The sequence below is a fragment of the Flavobacterium sp. CF136 genome (assembly GCF_000282055.1).
Classification (GTDB): domain Bacteria; phylum Bacteroidota; class Bacteroidia; order Flavobacteriales; family Flavobacteriaceae; genus Flavobacterium.
Window position 1 is genome coordinate 40,548 of the sequence record NZ_AKJZ01000049.1, and the last position, 21,539, is coordinate 62,086.

At 33.9% G+C, this 21,539-nt stretch carries 14 protein-coding genes; all 14 read right to left on the bottom strand.

Annotated features, from left to right (window positions below):
- Positions 1-128: 128 nt before the first annotated feature.
- On the bottom strand, positions 129-620 hold the full coding sequence (locus PMI10_RS14730; RefSeq protein WP_007809359.1) for a hypothetical protein: 492 nt from the start codon (positions 618-620) through the stop codon (positions 129-131).
- A 179-nt stretch (positions 621-799) separates the two neighbouring features.
- Positions 800-1,429, bottom strand: a complete 630-nt coding sequence (locus PMI10_RS14735; RefSeq protein ID WP_007809361.1) for a hypothetical protein — start codon at positions 1,427-1,429, stop codon at positions 800-802.
- A 158-nt stretch (positions 1,430-1,587) separates the two neighbouring features.
- A complete protein-coding gene (locus PMI10_RS14740) occupies positions 1,588-2,523 on the bottom strand; it encodes a hypothetical protein (RefSeq protein ID WP_007809363.1) in 936 nt (311 codons plus the stop codon).
- A gap of 167 nt (positions 2,524-2,690) precedes the next feature.
- Positions 2,691-4,079 carry a serine hydrolase gene (locus tag PMI10_RS14745; protein ID WP_007809366.1) on the bottom strand — a complete coding sequence of 463 codons (1,389 nt, stop codon included), beginning with the start codon at positions 4,077-4,079 and terminating at the stop codon, positions 2,691-2,693.
- A gap of 183 nt (positions 4,080-4,262) precedes the next feature.
- Positions 4,263-4,646 carry a hypothetical protein gene (locus PMI10_RS14750; RefSeq protein WP_007809369.1) on the bottom strand — a complete coding sequence of 128 codons (384 nt, stop codon included), beginning with the start codon at positions 4,644-4,646 and terminating at the stop codon, positions 4,263-4,265.
- Between the two features lie 159 nt (positions 4,647-4,805).
- The gene (locus tag PMI10_RS14755) at positions 4,806-5,468 is read right to left on the bottom strand and encodes a hypothetical protein (protein ID WP_007809371.1); all 663 of its coding nucleotides are present in this window, start codon (positions 5,466-5,468) and stop codon (positions 4,806-4,808) included.
- A gap of 50 nt (positions 5,469-5,518) precedes the next feature.
- Complete coding sequence (locus PMI10_RS14760) at positions 5,519-6,958, bottom strand: toll/interleukin-1 receptor domain-containing protein (protein ID WP_007809372.1); 1,440 nt, start codon at positions 6,956-6,958, stop codon at positions 5,519-5,521.
- Between the two features lie 473 nt (positions 6,959-7,431).
- Positions 7,432-9,363: a family 43 glycosylhydrolase gene (locus PMI10_RS14765; RefSeq protein WP_007809374.1), complete on the bottom strand. Its 1,932-nt coding sequence runs from the start codon at positions 9,361-9,363 to the stop codon at positions 7,432-7,434.
- Positions 9,363-10,736, bottom strand: coding sequence for a glycoside hydrolase family 27 protein (locus tag PMI10_RS14770; protein ID WP_007809376.1), 1,374 nt, complete (start codon positions 10,734-10,736; stop codon positions 9,363-9,365). The genes PMI10_RS14765 and PMI10_RS14770 overlap by 1 nt, the downstream gene beginning before the upstream one ends.
- 156 nt (positions 10,737-10,892) lie before the next feature.
- Positions 10,893-13,316 (bottom strand): sugar-binding domain-containing protein, encoded by a 2,424-nt coding sequence (locus PMI10_RS14775; RefSeq protein ID WP_007809378.1) that lies wholly within the window; start codon positions 13,314-13,316, stop codon positions 10,893-10,895.
- Positions 13,317-13,409: 93 nt separating this feature from the next.
- Positions 13,410-14,996: a glycoside hydrolase gene (locus PMI10_RS14780; protein WP_007809380.1), complete on the bottom strand. Its 1,587-nt coding sequence runs from the start codon at positions 14,994-14,996 to the stop codon at positions 13,410-13,412.
- Between the two features lie 246 nt (positions 14,997-15,242).
- Positions 15,243-16,883 (bottom strand): glycoside hydrolase, encoded by a 1,641-nt coding sequence (locus PMI10_RS14785; protein WP_007809382.1) that lies wholly within the window; start codon positions 16,881-16,883, stop codon positions 15,243-15,245.
- 1 nt (position 16,884) lies between these two features.
- Positions 16,885-18,486 carry a RagB/SusD family nutrient uptake outer membrane protein gene (locus tag PMI10_RS14790; RefSeq protein ID WP_007809385.1) on the bottom strand — a complete coding sequence of 534 codons (1,602 nt, stop codon included), beginning with the start codon at positions 18,484-18,486 and terminating at the stop codon, positions 16,885-16,887.
- Positions 18,487-18,498: 12 nt separating this feature from the next.
- Positions 18,499-21,510 (bottom strand): SusC/RagA family TonB-linked outer membrane protein, encoded by a 3,012-nt coding sequence (locus tag PMI10_RS14795; protein ID WP_007809387.1) that lies wholly within the window; start codon positions 21,508-21,510, stop codon positions 18,499-18,501.
- Between the last annotated feature and the right edge of the window lie 29 nt (positions 21,511-21,539).

Genomic DNA, 21,539 nt, shown 5'->3' on the forward strand with positions numbered 1-21,539 from the left:
ACTACAGCGGGTTTGGGACTAAATTAAGCCCATTCTTCGGATTTGCCAAAACATCCCAAATACAAAAACAACTTTCCATTAAGCTAATTGCCAAAATCCGTTGTAGTAGCTGTTATGCGATCGTACTTTTAGCATTTTCTATTTATATATTCCGTGTAGTTTGTTTCAAATTTTTTGAATTCATCAAATGGAAAATCATTTTTTCGTTTACTAGCATATTCAGTATCTTTCATTAGCATTTCGGTTTTCTTTAATTGGTTATAAAAAAGTATCAATAAATGCTTAGTCTTTATTTCAAAACTTACTTTGGTTTCATAATCCTCTATTTTTTCACCGAATTCCTCATCAAACTCTTCAATTGAAACATTTACTTTATTCTGTTGATTTATTATTTTATTAATTCTAATTCTATTTCCTCCAGGTTCGCCAAACCAATAAAATTCTGTTTCATTTTGATTATTAATTATATTTTCTAATGATTGTATTAAATCAATAAATGGATTTCCAAATGTTAAAGTTAAATCTACTATTGTAATTTTACTTTCAATAAAAAATAAACAAGTTCCCCAACCGTGAGGATTAAGAATTAACATTAGATCAACATCGTCAGTTTTTCCCATTTAAATTTCTTTAGATTCTGTTCGGTTTTCGAGTATTTCGCACAACGTTCTGGTACTACAGCGGGTTTGGGTCTAAATTAAGCCCATTCTTCGGATTTACCAGCTCATCCCAAATATAAACCAACTTCCCATTAAGCCTATTGCAGAAATCCGTTGTAGTAGCTGTTAGCTGTTGTATTTTATTCAATTACATATATTAATTTAGGAGCTCCTGCATCGTGTTCACCAACCACTAAATAAAAAGGCTTTTTAAAATTCAATTTACTAAACAGCTTTTCATTGTCAGCCCTTAAAAATGTTTTATGTGCTTCAATAAGTGCTGTGGTTTCAAATAAATTATAAATGTCCATTAAGTCATCCCAATCATCGAAATCATCTTCTTTTCCCTGAATTTCTCTTGTCAAATCGTAAAGTAATGGAATTTCACAACCAGGTAAACAAGAAATATTTTCTAAATAATTAAGTCTATCATCCATAGTTTCAAAAATGGGTGATTGATTGCTATTGTAATTGAAATCGATGGCAAATGTGTCAAATTCTCCACCGTAAAGTCCACTATGTTCGAAATAAAGCATATTGAAGCTTTTATTCATGTCTTTATTGTACTTATCATTCAACCAATATTTGTCAATGTTTGTTTTCAAATCATTGAACATACTTTCAATATATTTATTGCTGTCATGATCTTTCCAAAGTTTATAAAATTCAGATTGAGTTTTATTCTTTGTTAGTTTTAGACTTTCAGTTACAATTTTTTCTAATTGATTTTCACTTTCTTTTAATCTTCCGATTATAATTTCATTTTTCATTACAGTATTTTTTTTTTAACATAACAGCTAACGGTTGGCAGCTACAAGAAGTTGGCGATTTCGAAGCACAAAACTGTCTGCACTGAACTTGATACGAAGCACAATGCTTCATTTAACCACTGAACCGCCAATTTCTTGTAGGTGTTGTTAGCTGTGGTTTATTTTTTTAATTGTTGCTCAACTATCGATAATTCTTTTTTCATTTCATTACTTGTAATTTCTTTTTTACATCTAATCACATAATCCAATTTAGTTGAATATTGTCCAAGTTTAACAAAAAGAATGTCTTTTAAACGCACAACACCTGCCTTAATTTTTGGGTCAATAGACAAAACTTTTTCATACAATTCTTCAAAGTTCAAATCAGAAAAATTTTGATTCTTTGCAGCATTTTCAAATGTTTCCACTAAAATTTGGGTTTTATTGTTGCTGTCAAATGTGTTAAAGAATGTGTTGTTAGCTAATAAGTTCTTCATTGTCATATAATCAACTTGCTTTGTCAATGCAATTAAGGCACAGTAAATATATTTTTCTCCAAATACTTTTGTGTTTAAAACCTTAATTACTTTTTCGATACCGAACTTCAAAGCAAAGTTTGCAATGAAAATGTTTTTAATTCTTTGTATTTGGTTTTTCTCTTTTGATATTTCACATTGCTTTATTAACTCAATAAACTTTTCGTAATCAGATATTTCTGCGTAGTATTCTAAAAGCAATCGATAACCAATAACTTTTGGATTGTCAAAAATTCTAACCTCTAGTTCAGAATATTTTTCTAAAGTCTTTAGAGCTTCAATAACTTCATTATTTGTAAGCAACGCTCTTAACAAATAGTTTAATTGATGCATTCTTATTATGTGATCATTTATACTTGTAACATAATCTAATCTATTCTCAAAAGAAATTGTGTTATCGTCAAATTGCTTCTTTAAATTATTATTCCAAGTCAAAGAAGAATAACAATTGTCGAAAAGTGAAATTGATTTAAGCTCAGATTCGTCAAAAAGTCCCTTTGCAAGGGACAATAATTCATCTTTTGAACCCTTGTCATAAATTAAATTCAGTCCGAAAATCGATTTTTGTATTTTGTTCATTGTGTCCGTTTCGGGTTCGTTAAATCACAGCCAACGTTCTCGCGCTACAAACAGTTTGGGATTAAATCAGCGTTATCTTTCCGATTTGCTAAATCTTACAAATACAAACCAATTTTTCCATTAAGCCAAATCCCCAAATTGCTTGTAGCGTGTGTTGGTGGCAGTTTTTATTTCGTCCGTTTTGCTTCTATCTTATTTCCATTCTGTAATAAAAACAAATTTGAAATTTCTCCTTTTTCGTTCTTTTCAAACTGAATTTGTGCATCTACTACTTTATAGAAAAATAACATTTCACTTTCTACAAATATCGGGAACACATTTTGTCCTGTCAATTGTGAAAATAGTTGGTCTTTATCTAATGAAATTTTGATTTCAAAATCTTTTTCAACTTGATAAGTCCCAACAAACTTTTGAAGTTCTTCATTTGTAATAATAATTTCTTTTCTGATTTTTTGTACAGGTAATGGTTTATTATATAGAATACTTCTAATTGCTTTTGAAGGAATTGTAACGTTGTTGTGATTTTGAAGTATTATTATTGTTTTATCATTTGTAATATGTCTATCGATAAAAGTTACATAACCTGGCCAACCACCGTCATGGTTTGCAATTTTTCCAAAATCAGCATTTTCTTCAATTCCCCAACCAAAACCATAATTCCTTTTAGCTCCGTCTTTCAAAGTTGCTAATTCAAAAACTGCTTTCATTCCCTCTTTTGTGAGTAATTTATTGGTGTATAATGCTCTATCCCAAATCAATAAATCCTTTACAGTTGAATTAACTCCTCCGTCTCCAACAACACCATCAAGCCAAATAACTATTTTAGTTTCTTTCAATTCGTCTGGTAAAACATATTTTTTCAAACTATCTGAGTAAACATAACCAAAAGCATAATTGTCAATTTTCTTTGGCGATAATCTACGATTGTAGACAAAGGTATTTTTCATTTTCAACGGTTGGAAAATAGCTGTTTTTAGATAGTCAGCGTATGTCAAACCCGATGCTTTCTCAATTATTAATGCCAATAGTGCATAGCCCGTGTTGCTATATTCCCATTTAGTATTTGGCTCAAATAATATTTTTGGTTGATGTTTACTAAATATATTAATTATGTCTTTGTTAGTGGCAATTTTAGATTTGTCAAATAAACTATCCATAAGCTTCATATAGTCAGGTAGACCTCCAGTATGATTTAATAAGTTTCTTACAGTTATACCTTTGTAAAAAGAAAGTTCGGGCAAGTATTTTTTGATGTCATCGTCCAAATTCAACTTCCCTTTTTCTTTAAGTATCATTATCCCCATAGCTGTAAACTGCTTTGAACAAGATGCCAATTCAAAAATCGAATTTTCGTTCAATTTATCTTTTGTTGTTTCGTTTGCAAGTCCAAAACTATGGCTATAAATAACTTTCCCTTTTTCTGCAATTAGAAAATTTCCATTGATTTTCTCTTTTGAATAAAGAGAATTAAGTAAACTGTCAATTTTTTGAATTCTGTCTTGTCCAAATGTAAGATGTCCAATTAAAAGAAGTCCGATTGTAATTGTTAATTTCATTTTTTTATTTCTTGTTAACTAATGTAGATGTTTCGCAAAATTGCCACCAACGTTCTGGTACTACAGTGGGTTTGGGACTAAATTAATCCCTATTCTCGGATTTGCCAAATCTTCCAAATACAAACCAATTTTTCCATTAAACCAAATACCCAAATTGCTTGTAGCGTGTGTTGTATGACGTTTTTATTTCAGTATTGGTTTGTATTCATTAGAAGTATGCCATTCTTCAATTATCTGTAATTTTCTAAATCTTTTGCTTATTAATAATTTTAAGACGTTGCTATTTTCGGTTGGTGCTAATTTTATCCACAGTGGCAATTCATTTTTATATGTTGTCAAATTATCACAAATCTCATTTAAGCTTTGTCTTTTACCAATTTTTTCGGGTAATGACCAAAATTTCATAATATCATCAGAGTTAGTTTTCGACCCTTGTTTTTCTTCGGGGTCATATTCAATAATATATTCCAACTCGTCGGGGTCTTCAATCAAAAAATTTTCAATTCCTATTTCTGATAGAAATTTAGTTAATTGGGTTTTTAAAAATATTGAATTTGATTTTTGCACTCTCTCTCTTTTAAAATGTCATACAACGTTCTCGCGCTACAGCGGGTTTGGGACTAAATTAAGCCCTATTTTCGGATTTGCCAAATCATCCCAAATACAAAACCATTTTCCCATTAAGCCAATTGCCCAAATCCGTTGTAGTGGCTGTTATGTGATGGTTTAATTTTCTAACCGCCATTTGTCGAATTCATTTTCTAAATTTTTAAAAGTTTTTTCTATGTCAACAATGTCAGTAGCAGATAAAAGTTTTTTAGGTATACTTTTTAATAATGTGTAAAAGTTTCTGGTCAAATAACTACAATAAATAATATCTGTTTCTATTGGTAAATCATTTGGTATTTCTATTGATTTCTTTTCAAGTAGTTTAAATTTGATTTCTTCTATTATTCTTCCAAAAGCATCTTGTTTTATTAGCTCTATTTTCTCCAATTCAGTCCACTTTGTAAATTTTCTTATACGATTGTAGTGTTCTTCAATATATGAAAATCCTTCAGAATTTATGTCCTTGTATGCGTTTTCCTCACGAAATTTCTCCATACATTCATTACACAAATAATCTTCTCTTCCGTTAAGTTTGCCACATTTGAAACATTGCACATTTAGAATGTTTTGATATTTTTTGACAATCTTATCTACAATGATTTCCTTTTCTTTTTCATTAACTTTAAATCGAATAGTGATCGATCCGTGTTTTTCGCTTATATCAATGCTGGAAATTTTCGTTAAATTCCTTCTGTCTAGTTCCTTAAAAAAGGAATTTAAAGTACTTATTAGTCCTTCACTATCTGAAAAGTATTTTAATATTTCATCTTTATTGTTCATATTCTCGGTTTAGAAAACTATCACATAACGTTCTCGCGCTACCGGTAGTACTATCTGTAAGTAGCTATAGTTTCGGGTTTGACTAGTTCGAAAATAAAAGGAATAGAATTAAATGATCCCCTTCCATATCTAATTTTCTCTTTTGAGTTATTCATAGATGAATTCAACTTTTCTTGTAATTCTTCTTTTGTATTTATGTTGAATATTTTTTTTATTTTTTCAAAATGCTTTTCCGAAGTTATTTTTTCAAAGAAATTTGTGTTAGACCTTTCTCCGTATAAATAAGTATTAGGAAACCAAGTATCATATATACTATTCTTGTCTAAGTAACTAACGAAATAACATAATGTATCAGCTAAGATTAAATCTTCTTTTTTTAAGTTTTCTGATAAATTTGTAATTATATAATCTCCAAATCCAGTTATTTTATTAAAAACTCGAAAACTGTAATTTTCTAAATTTTCGTGATAATTATATAAAAAAACGAATGATTCCGGTTCAGATTTACTTTTATATTTGTCTTTTTTGTAATATTTTGAATGTAACAAATCTGCAACCAATTCATAATTTTTGTTTTTTAAACAAACGGCTATTGTGTATATAAAAAGTTCGTGAAAAATAATTTTAAATATTTCAAATCTTGTTGTAGTCCAGCTTCCAATTTCCTCTCTTGGGATATTAAATATTGGAGCATTTTCAAAAAATTCAATTAATGTTTCTTCTGAGTTATCAATTTCATTAGAAGAAAGAATGTCAACAAATTTTATGTAATCTTCTCTTAATGGTTTGTATGATATCAAACTATTGAACAATTGTTCTCCATATAAATTAAAATTATTTGGTGTATCCTTTTGTTCAAAATTCCATAAGTTCTCTAAAAATAAATCTATAAAATTGTTAAGTTCTTTGGTAGAAACTGAATTGTTTTTTTTTAATTGATTTTCAATTGTTCTTAGTTTATTATTTGTTTCAGATAAATTAACCGTTCTTTCTGTAATGTAAACAGGTGGTTTAATTCCAAGTTTTGGTTTTGGTATTGAAGGAACTTCGAGAATATTTCTTAAAAGTTCTTCATAGCTATCTTCAAAACTTTCTACTCTAGAAAAATCAATATATTTTCTACTTTTTAAATAAATAGGAAGGAAAGGCTCTCCATTTTCATCTCTTTCTAATACAACTGGAATAAATTTTTCTTGCTTTTCTTTTGAATAGATGTTTGGAGTGATTATTTGAGTTTCAGTTCCAACTCCACCTTCTCTTATATTTGCTTTTTCTGTATATTTTTTATTTGAAATAATAAGAACTCTAAATATTTCTTCAGATTTCACCATTTCTTCCATAAAACTATAAATGTCGTGTCCATCTTTTAACGACCATCTGTCTAATACAACATCTACTGTGTCATTCATTAATCTTGTTGCCAAGTTAACTATCCATTCTTGATCTTCACTGTTTCCCCAGCTATAAGATATGAAAATTTTTTTATTCATTGGTTGTTTAAAGTTGTTGAATTTTTCCTCATTTTGCGCGTATTATCGCCAACTTGTATATATATCTGACGACATCCGACTTATCACTCCTAAATTGGGTGGTTATGTCTGACAAATGTCAAATTTTATTGTTATTCAAATATATGATAATTTCCTATTAATCATTAATTAGGGGGATTAATTTGTCTCATACTTTTGTAGTAAGAAATTGTAATTTAAATAGTCTTTAGCACACATCGTTTATGTCTTTAAAAACGCTAACATAAAATTAGTAATGCACAAACATTCATATGAAACCTAAAACCCTAGCCCTGATAGAAGCGACATCCTTTTTCTGGCTTCTTTAGCCAGAAAAAGATACAGCGGATAGCAGGAATCAGCTCCTAATCTAAAAAACTGAAAATTCATAAAATAGAAAAAAGCTGCTCCGGGGCAAAATAGAGCAGCTTTTCACAACTAAACCAAAACTTAAACTATTTAATTGCAGGTATTCCCTCATGTGTAGGGATTACTTGTTTTATGGTTCCGTCCGGGTTAAATTCCAGTTTATCGATGCAGACTTCGCGGTGAAAACCTCCGGCCTCACCCATTTTTATTCCTGTTGGATAGGAAAATCTGTGATACGTGATGTACCATTCGTCTTTGTTCGGGATTTGCAATACTGAGTTATGTCCGGTTGCATAAATTCCCTGATCGGGAATTCCCTGGATTACAATATTGTTTTGAGGAATTTCAATTGGACCTAAAGGCGATTTTGAAGTTCCGTATCGTACTTTATAATTCGGACTTCTGGTGTCGTCTTCACTCCACATAAAATAATACGTTCCTTTTCTGTATATGATGTAAGTTCCCTCACGGAAAGTTTTATCTACGGTAATTAATTTTGTGCTTCCTTTGAATGAAATCATATCCGTATTTAATTCGGCTACGGCCATATAATTATTACCCCAATACAAATAACTTTTTCCGGTTTTAGGATCCGTAAAAACATCCGGGTCAATTTCCTGTCCACCTTTTACTCCTTCGGGTCTGGCAGCTACCAAAGCTTTTCCACTGTCTTTAAATGGCCCTGTTGGACTATCTGATACAGCAACACCTATTTTTTGTGCTGCAGTGAAATAATAAAAATATTTGTATTTCCCTTTTATCTTTTTCTCTACGATACATGGCGCCCAGGCATTTCGGTTTGCCCAGGTGACGTCTTTTTTAAGATCTAAAATTACGCCTTCGTCTTTCCAGTCTTTTAAGTTATCTGAAGAAAAGGTTTTAAAATAAGTCCCGGACCAGCCATCAAATCCATCACTGGTTGGATAGATGTAATATTTCTTTGTTTTGTTGGAATATAAAATATCCGGATCTGCGTAATATCCTTCCAGAACCGGGTTGTTATTTACTTTTGGGTATTTCGCCGGCATTCCCCATTTATTTGTAATTCTTTTAAGCTCAGAACGTGTTATTGGCAGAATCGTTCCGTGACGCGGATTAAAATCCATTGAAATGTCATTGTCGATAACCGTAAAATTTTCTAAATCCTTCGTTTTTGTAAATTGATATCTTCCTTTTGTATAAACATCATACATCAAAATATAATCATCAGAATTATTTAGTTTGAAGATACCGGAACCTTCTACTCCATCTTTGGTCTGTTGCAGATAATTATCGTTTTCTGTCCATTTTCCAGATGTCAAATCGGTTGTTGTGGCTACTTTTATACCAGGACTTTCTGTTTCAGTTTTATAAAAAAGATGATAAATACCGTCTTTTTCAATAATATCTCCGTCAATGCAAGCTTTTTCAGATTTAGGAACGAAAAGTAATTTTGGAGCACTTTCTAAAGCTGTAAAATCTTTATTCGCATAAGCGTAGTAAATTTTATCAGGTCCTCCGGCATGCTGCAGACTAAAATAAATCATATACTTACCAGCTTTGGCATCGTAAATGGTTTGTGGTGCCCAAACTCTTTTCAGGTTTTCGTTTCCGGGATATGTGGTTTGAATATTTACAACACTGCTTTGCCATTTTATCAGGTCAGTACTTTTTAGTAAAATCATGGCGCGATTACTGTCCCATCCTTTTGATGAAGTCATATCGGTCAATACCATATAAAATGTTTTTCCGTCGTCTCCACGCAAAATATGCGGATCCCGGACGCCGCCTGTAGAACTGATTACTTTGCTGTCTATAACCGGTTTGTTATTGTTAAGGTGATAATAATGATATCCGTCTGCACTGACAGCATATCGAACAGCTTCATCCTCAATAGCATTTCCTGTGAAATAGACAAATAAATAGGCTGTTAAGTCTTTGTCTGCAATAATCGGCGGGGTTCCCTTTGTGTTGTTCTGAGCCTGTAAACCATTAAGGAGCATTAAAAATAATACGAGGGTTAGATATATTTTTCTCATTATTTTTTGCTTTTAATTTTATACAAAACTGAACTGTGAGGTTTTAAAACTGACGAGATTTCACCTGACGAAACATTCGATTTTTCTCCTGTCCATAAATTGGTCAATTCTACTTTTCCTGAAAGATTCAGATCTGAAAGATTTACAGTCACTTTTTCTGAATTTGCATCCGAAATATTGAACAAAGCCAGATAAACACTTCCGTCTTTTGCATTTTTTGAAGCCACAGCTATTTTTCCGTCTTTCTGAAAAAGCTGTTTTACGGCAGTACTTTCATTATGCATTTTTACGACTTCTTTGTTCGTTAATAATGATAATGTAAAAGCATCATTACTTGGTAAATCTCCTCCAAAAAACAATGGTGATCTGAAGATATTAAAAAACGTTATCAGCGTGTATTGCTCGTCTTTGGTTAAACGGGACATCCTGTCTTCGCCACGTTCTCCCCTTAATGAAATTCTCCCTAACGGAATCATATCGCAGTCCGGCCATGTTCCCGGAGCGATATACGGATACCATTTTTGAGCAACATCCATCAAGTGTGTAACGTGTGGCCAGGTATCCCAGACATCATCAACCATTCTCCACATATTGGCATGTGTAGTTACGTGTGATGCTGCAGAAATTGGAGTTTCACCAGGTGACGTACTTAAAACAATTTTACGTCCGCATTTATCAATTGCATTTCTGATCAGGTTAATTTCACCTTCGTGATACGGTCTTGATAAATCATCAATTTTAATAAAATCTATTCCCCATTGTGCGTAAAGTTCAAACAAAGAGTCGTAATATTCCTGCGCTCCCGGTTTGTCTGCAAGAACGGTATAATTATCTTTCAGCCATTCACATTGCAAAGCTGTGGTATATATTTGGTCGGCTGTGATTCCGTTGGCGCCTTTAATCGGCATTTTGTCTTCAACTGCTTTTTTAGGAATTCCACGCATGATATGAATTCCGAATTTTAATCCTTTTTTATGGATATAATCGGCTAAAGGCTTAAATCCCTGTCCGTCTTTTGCAGATGGAAAACGGTTTAAAGCAGGCTGATATCTTCCGTATTGATCAATTACATAACGAGGATCGGTTTGATTATATCCTCCGGCTTTATCATTTTCTACAAACCATCTGATGTCAACCACAATATATTCCCAACCGAATTTTTTAAGGTTTTTCACCATATAATCGGCGTTGGCTTTTACTTCGTGTTCTTCTACGGTAGAACCATAACAATCCCAGCTGTTCCAACCCATTGGCGGTGTTTGTGCCCATTGCTTAAACTCTCCGTTTTTAAAAGTTTTTTTGGTTTGTGCATTAGAAGAAACTGACACCAAAACAATTCCTAAAGCCAGAGCAATTTTATTTTTAATTCTCATTTTAATCTGAATAACGTTAATAAATGTAAATACTACACTTCAAATATAATAAACTTTACTTTATTAAATACAATTAACCCGTCTGCAAAACTAAAAGGCAGACAGGTTAATTGGCAATTTAAAAAACTAACCAAAATTTTTTATTTTATAAAACTGCTATTTTACATTTACAGTAACTTCAACCGGTTTTAACCACTGGCTTGTAAACGTAACTTTTATTGGTTCTGCTGAATCTCCATTTGCCTGAATGTAAGCTGCAATGTGACCGTGAAAAACTCTCTGTACATTGTCTGTATAATCAGTCATGTCACTGTTGTTGCCTGCTTCAAGTCCTAATAATGTTCCCGGACCGGTAATAGTACAGGTAACTTCATTATCTGAAAGCATTACCGGCAGGCCATTTTGATCTCTTACCTGAACCATAATTTTGGCAACACCTTTGTCTTTGGCAATCGTGATATCTTTATCTGCAATTGTCAATTCAACCGGCTGTTGTGTTGATGTAATTGCATAACGGCTTACTTCTTTATCATTGGAATCTAAACCAACTGCTTCTAATTTTCCTGAAGCAAAAGGAATATCCCAGTAAATAATTCCGGTTTTTTCGTCATATAATTTAGTTTCTCCTACTACTTTTCCGTTTAATTCCAAACGTGCTTTTGCAGCATTGGTGTAACAAACCACACGGATTTTTTCTCCTTGCCCGTAATTCCAGATTGCCCAGGCATCTTTAGAAATATCTTTTTCATTTTTTAATGGATATGTTCCAAGATAAGCCATTGGTTTATCTGACCATAATGACTGACGGAAATATCCTCTTGGCTTAATCACTCCGGCAAAATCAACTAATCCTGAATAAAACCCTCTTGAAGGCCATCTTCCTGATTCTCCTAAATAATCAATCCCTGTCCATAAAAACTGTCCGAAAATATGTTTGTTGTTTTTTACGGCTAACCAAGGTTCCATGTCATGAACATTTTCACTTCCAAAAATTACTCTGTTCGGGTATTTTTCATGATCTGACTGGTATTTACTTTCTGTATAATTGTATCCTGTAATGTCTAAGGCTCCCGGATATTCTGTTTCGTTAGACATTGCAACTCCAGCTAAACCTGCTGTCGTCGGACGGGATTTATCATATTTTTTAACTGCAGCAACCAAACGTTTTGCAATGGCTCCAAGACGCATTGCATCAGGTGCATCTTTTTTGTAGCCTCCATAAGCCGCTTGTCCAAAGCCTTCTTTTCCTTTGTCTAAAACAGGGTGAGAATATGGATCGTTAGGGTAATCTACTTCGTTACCAATACTCCATCCGAATACGGAAAGATGGTTTCTGTCGCGGCGTACAAAATCTTCCAGATCTTTTTCTCCCCAATTTGCAAAAATATCAAACGATCCTTGAAATCCCGGAGTTCCGTAATTCCAACCTTCTAACCATTTGCGTTTAGGAAATTCCCATTCGTCATAAGCTTCATTTAATACCAGTAATCCTAATTCGTCACAAAGCTCATAAAAGTCCGGAGCCTGCGGATTATGACTTGTACGGATTGCGTTTACTCCAATTTCTTTAAGTGTTTTTAGTCTTGTTTTCCAAACTTCACGTGGTACGGCAGAACCTAAAACTCCTGCATCGTGATGTAAACACACCCCTTTCATTTTCATCCATTTTCCGTTAAGGGCAAAACCATTATTCGGGTCAAATGTGAAGTTTCTGAAACCAGTCTGTGTAACTGTTTTATCGATTTCTTTTCCGCCTTTTAAAACGGTTGTTTTAAGCTGGTATAAGTTTGGATTGTCTAAATCCCATAATTTAGGATTATTAACATTCATTTTAACCGAAATCTTTCCGCTTTGATTTGCTGCAACATCAATTTTACTTGTCGCTTTTGCAACTGATTTTCCGTCTTTTGAAATTAATTCATTTACAACGGTAAGACTTGTTTTTGCTGCTGAACCATTTTCTACATCAACCTCAACATTCAAAGTTCCGTTGCCTTTATTCATTTCCGGATAAGCGTAAACTCCCCATTGTGCAATATGAACCGGATTTGCATAAACCAACCAGACATTTCTGTAAATTCCTGAACCTGAATACCATCTTGAATCAGCACTCTGACTGTGATCGACACGAACTGAAATAGTATTTTCTCCTCCGTATTTTATGTGTGGAGTAGCATCATAAGCAAAAGAAATATATCCGTTTGGACGTTTTCCTAATGAATGTCCATTGATAAAAACTTCACTTCTGTTGTAAACTCCTTCAAAATATAAATATACTTTTTCACCGCTTTTGCTTTGAGGAACATTAATTGATTTTCTATACCATGCAATTCCACCGGGCAAATAACCTGTACAACTCGCTAATGTTGGACTTAACTGTCCTTTTACGCTCCAGTCATGCGGTACATTTACCGATTGCCATTTACTATCGTCATAGTTGGCGGTTTGAGCTTCGGGTGTATCCTGAAGGTTAAACTTCCAGTTATCATTGATTTTTTTGGAATCTCCAAACGATATCTGGCTAAAAGCTGACAGGCAAGAGAAAATAAAAATGGGTAATAAGATTTTTTTAGTAATCACTATTTATAGTTTTTTTGTTAATATATTTTTTTAGTATTCAGTCGCAGTCGCAGTTTTCAGTTCCAAATTGTGACTGAAAACTGCGGCTGAAAACTAATATTGTAATTCTCCCACAAAAGTGACAATTGATTTTGCCGGAATTTCCAGATTATCAATTTTTTGAGCCCCACTTCTTTTTAGATTTGAATTTTCAGCCGTAATATAAGGTGTCAGTTCATTGTTTTTTAATGCTCCTTTAGATAAATCAAATTTATATTTCTGAGCAGAATTTCCACAGTTTACAGCTACAACGATTAGCTTTTTGTTTGTCGTATCCTTGTAAGCAGTAAGCATTACATCGTTTGCTGATCCTAATTCATCCTGATTCGGAACATCAACTCTCAGCATTCCCGGACGTATAAACAGAGAATAATTTCCTAAAGCCCAAAGCAATTTTGAATCATGAAATTCCCCATCGTTTTTTACATATTCCGGTGTGGTTCCTCCTTTACTTTTTCCGTCATCCAGATAGATTAAGCCATCTTTATAGTCTACACGTGTAATTGATGTCCACCATTGCCATGAAGCAGCGTTCGCAACTGCAATGTCATTGTGTATCAGGCGCGCTACAAATAATGCGGTCTGCATTCCCAGATCTCTTCCTCCGCCTGAACCTCCGGGGATTTCGGATTCTCCCGGATTTTCTAATATACAGTATTCAGACTGCCAATATTTTAATCCCGGCTTTTGCTTAACTTCTGTAGCGATTAATTTTCTGCTCAGAACCTGTTTATCCACTGGCCATGTTGTAAAATAACTGTGTCCTAAAATGACGTTTTTTACATTAGAAAGTTTAGAAATATTGGTTTTGGTTTTTCCGAAAAAATAGTCAATCTGATTGTCGCGGTTTTCCCCATTTACATTTTCATATAAATAATTGATTTGCGCCGCTTCTGCAATCACAATTTCTGTGCTCATTTTTTCAGCTTTGAGTTTTTCTGAAAGTGATTTGGTCAAATCGTAAATTTCCTGATTGGTTGCCGGAGTTCCTTCCTGACTGTTCTGATCACCGCTTTTAGGCATCCATTCCCATTGCGGCTCATTTATAGGACTGATATAATCGAATTTAATTCCTTCTTTTTTCTCTAATCCCTGAATACTTTGAACTAAAAAATCGGCAAATTTTGGAATTGCTCCATCTTTTAGATTCAGTTTATTCTTTTGAGATGCAAAAGATAATCCGTTGTTTGTCATATAAACCGGCGGACTATTAGTAAAAATCAGAAATTTTTCGACACCGCGTTTTTTAGCCGCCTGTAAAAACCATCTTTGTCCTTCTTGTTTAGAAAAATCATATGTTCCATCGGCATTTAAGAAACATTCGCTCCTTCTCCATTCATCAGAAACTTTGCTTTTTTCTCCTTGTTCTGTACTTCCTGCACCCAGATTAAATCTCCAGATCGAAAGCCCGATTCCTTTTGGATTTCCTTGTGCATCAATTTCTTTACTAAAAAGCAAATCAGCAATCGCATTCTTTTTCTGCTCTGGCCAATTTTTTCCAACGAACTGTGTTCTCCATGCATCAGAGCCTCCAAAACCGTCCATGGTCTGTACAACATTATCTGTGCTAATGATGACGGTTCGCTGTGCAAAAGACAGCGAACTCATCAACAATAAAAGCGAGAGGTATACCTTTCTCATTTTTTTATATTCTTTCTATTTTTTGATTTTGAATGATTCTAAAAATCTCAAAAATAGTATTTCATTAAACTTCTTTCTTAAAAAGAATTCTTATTTACCCTTTTTGTTTGCTTTTTAAAAACATAGAAACATAGTTTTTTGCAATTAGAAGCCGTTTCACTTTTTTTAGCTGTCATAGCTATATGAAAATCAACAAATTGATCTATAACATTACTTTATACTATGTCTCTATGTCATTAATTACTTTTATTTATAAGTTCCAACGTAGGTTACAATTGATTTTGCAGGGATTTCAAAATTTGTAGCGTCAACAGCTGTACCTTTTTTCAAACTTAAAGTTTCAGAAGTTGTATAAGGTATAAATTTATTATCTGTCAAAGCACCTCCTGAAAGATTCAATTTGTATGTTTTAGCCGATTTGCTAATGTTTACTGCAACAATTACCAGCTTTTTCGTGGCTACGTCTTTGTAAGCTGTAAGCATAACATCTGTAGTAGCTGCTGCATTATCCAACTCAGGAATTAAAACTCTTACCATTCCAGGTTTTACAAAGAATGAAAAGTTTCCTAAAGCCCAAAGTGTTTTTGAATCTCTGATGAATCCGTCATTTTTGCAATAATCAGAATTTCCGGCTCCGTTACTTGCGCCATCATCTACGTGAATTAAACCGTCTTTGTAATCACCACGGCTAATAGCTGTCCACCATTGCCAGGAAGTAACACCACCAATAGCAATATCTGTACTGACAATACGAGCAGTCCAAAGGGCAAGCTGAATTCCTAAATCTCTTCCCGGACCTGCTCCACCAGGTAATTCTGAAGTTCCCGGAGATTCCAGTACACAATATTCTGAAGACCATAAACTAAGTCCTCCAATTGCCTGTACTTTTGAAGCGGCAGATTGTCTTGAAGAAATCATTTCGTTCAAAGGCCATGCCTGCCAGTAGCTGTGTCCTGATATAGTTTTCTTTACATTACTTAATCCTGCAATATTTTTAGCTGAATTAGTTCCAAAGAAATAATCAATTTGATTTGATCTGCTTTCTATTCCTGAAACTGTTTTGTATAATGATTCGTAAGCTCCAGCTTCTCCCACTACAATTTTAGCTTCAAGTCCTTTTGCCTGTAATTTTGGCGATAAAACATTCACGAAACTGTAAATATTGGCATTTGTTGCCGGTGAACCTTCTTGTGCCGAACCATCCCAATTGTATTGTGGTTCATTAAACGGGCTCACATAATCGATTGTTAAACCGTGTTCTGTTTTTAATTTATCTAATGAAGTTGCCCAGAAATCAGCAAGATCCGGCATTTTTCCTTCTTTCAAATTATAAAATTCTTTGATTGAAGCATGCGCTTTTCCGTTTTGTGTTAAGTAAACAGGAGCACTATTTGTAAAAGCCAGTAATTTGGCAACACCACGTTCTTTGGCAGCTTTCATAAACCAAACCTGACCTGCTTGTTTAGTCATGTCATAAGAAACTCCGTTTGTAGTAAAACACTCGGTACGTCTCCATTCATCACCAATATCACTTGCATCACCTTGTTCTGTACTTCCTGCACCAAGATTGAAACGCCATAATGATAATCCGATCCCTTTTGGATTTCCATCAGCATCCAATTCGTTACTGAATAATAAATCGGCGATTTTATTTTTTTTATCTGAAGGCCAATTTTTTCCAATGAAATTACATTGCCATGCATCAGAAGCTCCAAAGCTTTCCATGGTTTGAAGGTTCATATCCAAATTCACATTCAAAGTAGTAGTTGTCGCTGTTTCCGGATTTGAATTATCTGAATTTTCAGATTCACAACTTACCAGGAAAGAGTTAGCGAAAAGCAAGCCTGCACATAGCAGACTTACTTTATTATTGTTTATAAACTTCATATTAGTAGTTAGGGTTTTGAGTAATTAGACCTCCACTTAAATCTATTTCTATCTGTGGTATTGGCCACAACAAGTTTTTAGCAGGATTAAAATTGATTCCTTTGTCCTGTGATTCTCTCGTATTTGTTGTTTCGTAAGGATCAGTTGAACTTAAGTTATACTGAACAAAAGTTCCGTTTGGTCCCATCAAAGATTCGATAACCGGTTTTCCTGTATTTGGATCTTTTTCACGACGAATATCAAATAAACGGAATCCTTCAAAAGCTAATTCTAAACGACGCTCTTTGTAGATTTGTTTTAGAAGTGTCGGTCCTGCCAAACCAGTTTTAGGAGCCAATTGTACACGGGCTCTGATAATATTGATATCTGCCAAAGCATCTCCTCCTGTATGATAATTTGCTTCTGCTCTTGTAAGATACATTTCTGCAAGACGAATCAAAGGCACATTCAATGGTAAGTGTCCGTCTTTTTTATCTAATGCACGACGTGTAGCAATAGGAATGTAATATTTACGACAGATACGTCCTGATTTATTATCATTTAAACTGAATTTATGAGTTGGGTTTAAAAGCTCATCACCATAAGCCGGGTCTCCCCATTTTGTGATGGTACTTTTAAGACGAATAACATCATTTTCAGAAAGATAGGCGTTTTCTAAATCACTTGTTGGCATACACCATCCCCAACCGTCAATAACATCTTTAGCGTCATTACTTGGAAAGTTTTTCTTGTCTTCACCTCTTGCTCCGGAAAAAGTTGGTAACATAGATCCTAAACTTTTATCCTGTACAGAAGAAGACTGCGCTTCAAGAATAGACTCAACTCCATTATGGTTATTTACATTCCAAATGTTTAAGAAATTAGATTCAAGGGCAAAAGGCCCTTCTGTAATTACTTTGTTTGAATATTGCTTTGCTTCGGCCCATTTTTCCTGAAATAAGGATACACGGGCTAATAAAGCATAAGCTGCCCATTTGTTTACTCTTCCACTTCTGTTTACCGGGATGTTTTCCAATTTTGCAGCAGATTCTTTAAGGTCTGCCTCAATTTGTGCATAAACTTCTGCAACCGAACTGCGTTGTAATTTCAAATCAGCTGTTCCAAGCGAAGTTGTATATAACGGAACACCACCATAAAGATTAACCAATTCATAATAGCAATAGGCACGAATGAATAATGATTCTCCCATATATTGATTTTTTTGAGAATCAGTAATTCCTGATAATGCCATTTTCTCCAAACCTAAATTAGCTGATTGAATCGTATAATAATGTGCCGTATAAATACTATTCATAGCTCCCATATTATCAGGAGAAATAATGTATTGCGAAGCAGGTCTGAACGCACCGCTATCCTGACCAGTGTTACCCATCCAGGCATCATCAGTAGCTGTTTCGTTAACTAATCTCGGAGCCAGTAATGTATACCAGTCATTAGTCAGCAACAATCTATGTGTCAATTCATTCACATAATTCTCACATTCCTGTGCTGTTTGAAAATAGTTTTCTAAGGTTTGAGTTCCTCTTTCTTCTTTTTCGATAAAATCACTACAGGAAACTGCAATTACCGAAAAAGCTATTATTGATAATATTATTTTTTTCATGTTCGTTTTTTATTAAAATGCTACATTAAGACCCATCAAAATTGTTGGCTGAATTGGATAATTCCATCCTCCAAAACCTGATCCTAAAACTCCTCCTCCTACTTCAGGATCTACTCCTTTGTAGTTCGTCCATGTCCATAAGTTTTGACCTGACAATGACAATCTCAATTTCTCTAATCCGAATTTATTGTAAAAAGAATATCCTAACTGAATATTTTTCATACGTACATAAGAACCATCTTCAACATAAAAAGAAGAGAATTTTGTGAAATTTTCGTTGTTATCATCTTTCGACAAACGAGGAATACTATTAGAAGTTCCTTCTCCGTGCCATGCCATTTGATCTAATCCGCTTACTTTGTTTGAAAGACTTGTACCATTATATAAATCTGAGATATTTTGGTTTACGAGGTCATTCCCGATACTTGAATAAAAATTAGCAATCAAATCAAATTGTTTGTAAGCAAAATTCAAATTCAATCCAACATTATAATCAGCCCATGGAGAACCAATTTTTGTTCTGTCTTTATCGTCTAATTTTCCGTCTCCGTTAACATCTTTGAAACGAATATCACCCACTTGTGCATACGGCTGTAATTTAGTTCCGTGTTCATCTGTATGTGAGTTTAATTCTGTTTGATTTTGGAACAATCCATCAGCAACATAACCGTAAAAATATCCAGGCTCATCACCTTTAACTGTCAACGTTCTGTTACTTGCACCGTAAAGTTTTTCTCCTTCTGTTGATAAATTCAGCATTTCAACATTTACAGTCGTAAAAGTTACATCTGCACCATAAGAGAAATCTCCTTTTTTGTTTTTATAAGAAAGTAGTAAATCGATACCATTTGATCGCATTGACCCTACATTTGTCCAGATTGTAGAATATCCGGGGAAACCACTGTATGTTGGAAACTGTTTTAAGAACAACATATCATTTGTCTTTTTCTGATAGTATTCTAATGCTCCTGAAAATTTATTGTTCCATAATGCAAAATCAAGTCCAAAACTGATATCTTCAACAGTCTCCCATTTAATATCTTTATTCGCCATTGTAGACGGATAAGAAGTATCTGTAATTACATTACCAATAGGGTAAAATCCTTGTCCTATATTTGACTGATAAACAGCACCTGGTAAATTCTGATTACCTACTTTACCCCAACCTGCTCTTAATCTAAGATCATTTACTACAGATTTTGTATTGTCCATAAAACCTTCATTCGAAATCCTCCATGAAAGAGAGGCAGAAGGGAAATTTGCCCATTTGTTATTCGCCATAAATTTAGAAGAACCGTCACGTCTAAAAGTACTTGTGAAATAATATTTACTGTCGTAGTTATAAGATAGACGGGAAATATAAGACATCAGAGAACTTGACCAGCTATTACCGCTGCTGTTACGGTTTTTAGTTGCTGCACTTACCTCTCTCATTGATTCAGAATTATTAGGAACACCTTCTCCATAACCCCAAACATCAGATCCGTTATATTCCTCCATCGTATTACCAATCATGAAAGTAGCGTTGTGTTTTTCTGCAAATTTTCTGGAATAGGTTGCAGTATTCTGCCATGACCAGTTAACAGTAGTCGTGTTTTTTCTTTCAACACTATTGATTTCTGCTTTTTCGTGAGCAGCATCAATTTCAAAATCAGGACTAAATCTATTCCATACATTATCACCAACTTCAACAGATGCCTGTGTACGGATTACCAAACCTTTGATTGGCGTATATTGTAAGTATCCATTTGTATTTAAGTTATACTGATCTGTATAATCATCATATCTTTTTACTGCTGCAACAGGATTCCATACAAATGAAGGAGAACGTGCATAAATACTATACTCATTTTCTGTTCCGTTTAATTGGTCAGCTGGCTTGTAAATAGGTGTAATTGGGTCAATTCTATCAAAATCAGCCCAGTTTCCAGGAGCTCCCCATGTTTCGTAACGTGGGTTTACAGTAATTCCTGCAGAAAATTTATCAGAGAATTTAAAATCATTTGCTATTCTCATTGTAATTCTTTCCCATCCTCCTATTCCATACATAGAGTCTGAGTTATAATAATTTAAACTTAAAGCATATGTATGTTTTTCTGAACCTCCGGAAGCACCCAATGAAGCATTTGTTACAGCAGTACCTCTTCTAATTCCGGCATCCCACCAATTAGTAGTTTTACCTCTGTATTGAGACGGATTTGGTAAATAATCAGCATAACCTGAATTGTTATATGCTGTATTCATAATAGTAGCGTAGTTTTCAGCATTCGCCATATCATAAGGATTATTCATTATTTGCATTCCTGTACTCAAATCAAAATTGAATCTTGTCTTTCCTGCTTTACCTTTTTTGGTTGTAATAAGAATAACTCCATTTGAAGCTCGGGAACCATAAATAGCACTTGCCGAAGCATCTTTTAAAACCTCCATCGATTCAATTTCATTATTACTCAGGAAGTTGATACTTGTTCCCATCGGAATACCATCTACCACATAAAGCGGGTCTGTATTAAGATTCACTGTCGAAATACCACGTATCAATATTCTTGGCTGGGCCCCTGGACCTCCTGCACCCGTGATCTGAACCCCTGCAACTTTTCCCTGCAAAGATTCTGCAACGTTACCCACAGTCATAGTCTGAAGTTCCTTTCCTTTTACTGAAGAAATAGAACTGGTAACATCACTCTTTTTAACCGCAGCATAACCAACAACTACAATTTCATCCAGAGTCTGGTTTAATTCTTCCATAACTACATCAATGGTGTTTTTTTCACCTATCTGTACTGTTTTATTTGAAAAACCGATGAAAGAAAATTCCAGTTGGGCGTTTCTGTTAGGAACACTAATCGAGTAATTACCATCAAAATTAGATACCGTTGATTGCGAAGTTCCTTTTACTGTTATGTTAACTCCGGGAACCGGTATGGCGCCTTTATCCTTAACAGTACCTTTTATTGTTATTTGCCCAAATGTTGCAGCACTGCACAACACGGCAATAAATAACCATATAAATCTATATTTCATATTAAGATATTTTATTTATTAAATGTTAT

Bases quoted from the DNA above. Each gene is read 5' to 3' on its own strand.
- PMI10_RS14740 (WP_007809363.1), bottom strand. From the start codon at position 2,523: ATGAACAAAATACAAAAATCGATTTTCGGACTGAATTTAATTTATGAC.
- PMI10_RS14735 (WP_007809361.1), bottom strand. From the start codon at position 1,429: ATGAAAAATGAAATTATAATCGGAAGATTAAAAGAAAGTGAAAATCAA.
- PMI10_RS14795 (WP_007809387.1), bottom strand. From the start codon at position 21,510: ATGAAATATAGATTTATATGGTTATTTATTGCCGTGTTGTGCAGTGCT.
- PMI10_RS14755 (WP_007809371.1), bottom strand. From the start codon at position 5,468: ATGAACAATAAAGATGAAATATTAAAATACTTTTCAGATAGTGAAGGA.
- PMI10_RS14730 (WP_007809359.1), bottom strand. From the start codon at position 620: ATGGGAAAAACTGACGATGTTGATCTAATGTTAATTCTTAATCCTCAC.
- PMI10_RS14765 (WP_007809374.1), bottom strand. From the start codon at position 9,363: ATGAGAAAAATATATCTAACCCTCGTATTATTTTTAATGCTCCTTAAT.
- PMI10_RS14760 (WP_007809372.1), bottom strand. From the start codon at position 6,958: ATGAATAAAAAAATTTTCATATCTTATAGCTGGGGAAACAGTGAAGAT.
- PMI10_RS14785 (WP_007809382.1), bottom strand. From the start codon at position 16,883: ATGAAGTTTATAAACAATAATAAAGTAAGTCTGCTATGTGCAGGCTTG.
- PMI10_RS14770 (WP_007809376.1), bottom strand. From the start codon at position 10,736: ATGAGAATTAAAAATAAAATTGCTCTGGCTTTAGGAATTGTTTTGGTG.
- PMI10_RS14790 (WP_007809385.1), bottom strand. From the start codon at position 18,486: ATGAAAAAAATAATATTATCAATAATAGCTTTTTCGGTAATTGCAGTT.
- PMI10_RS14745 (WP_007809366.1), bottom strand. From the start codon at position 4,079: ATGAAATTAACAATTACAATCGGACTTCTTTTAATTGGACATCTTACA.
- PMI10_RS14780 (WP_007809380.1), bottom strand. From the start codon at position 14,996: ATGAGAAAGGTATACCTCTCGCTTTTATTGTTGATGAGTTCGCTGTCT.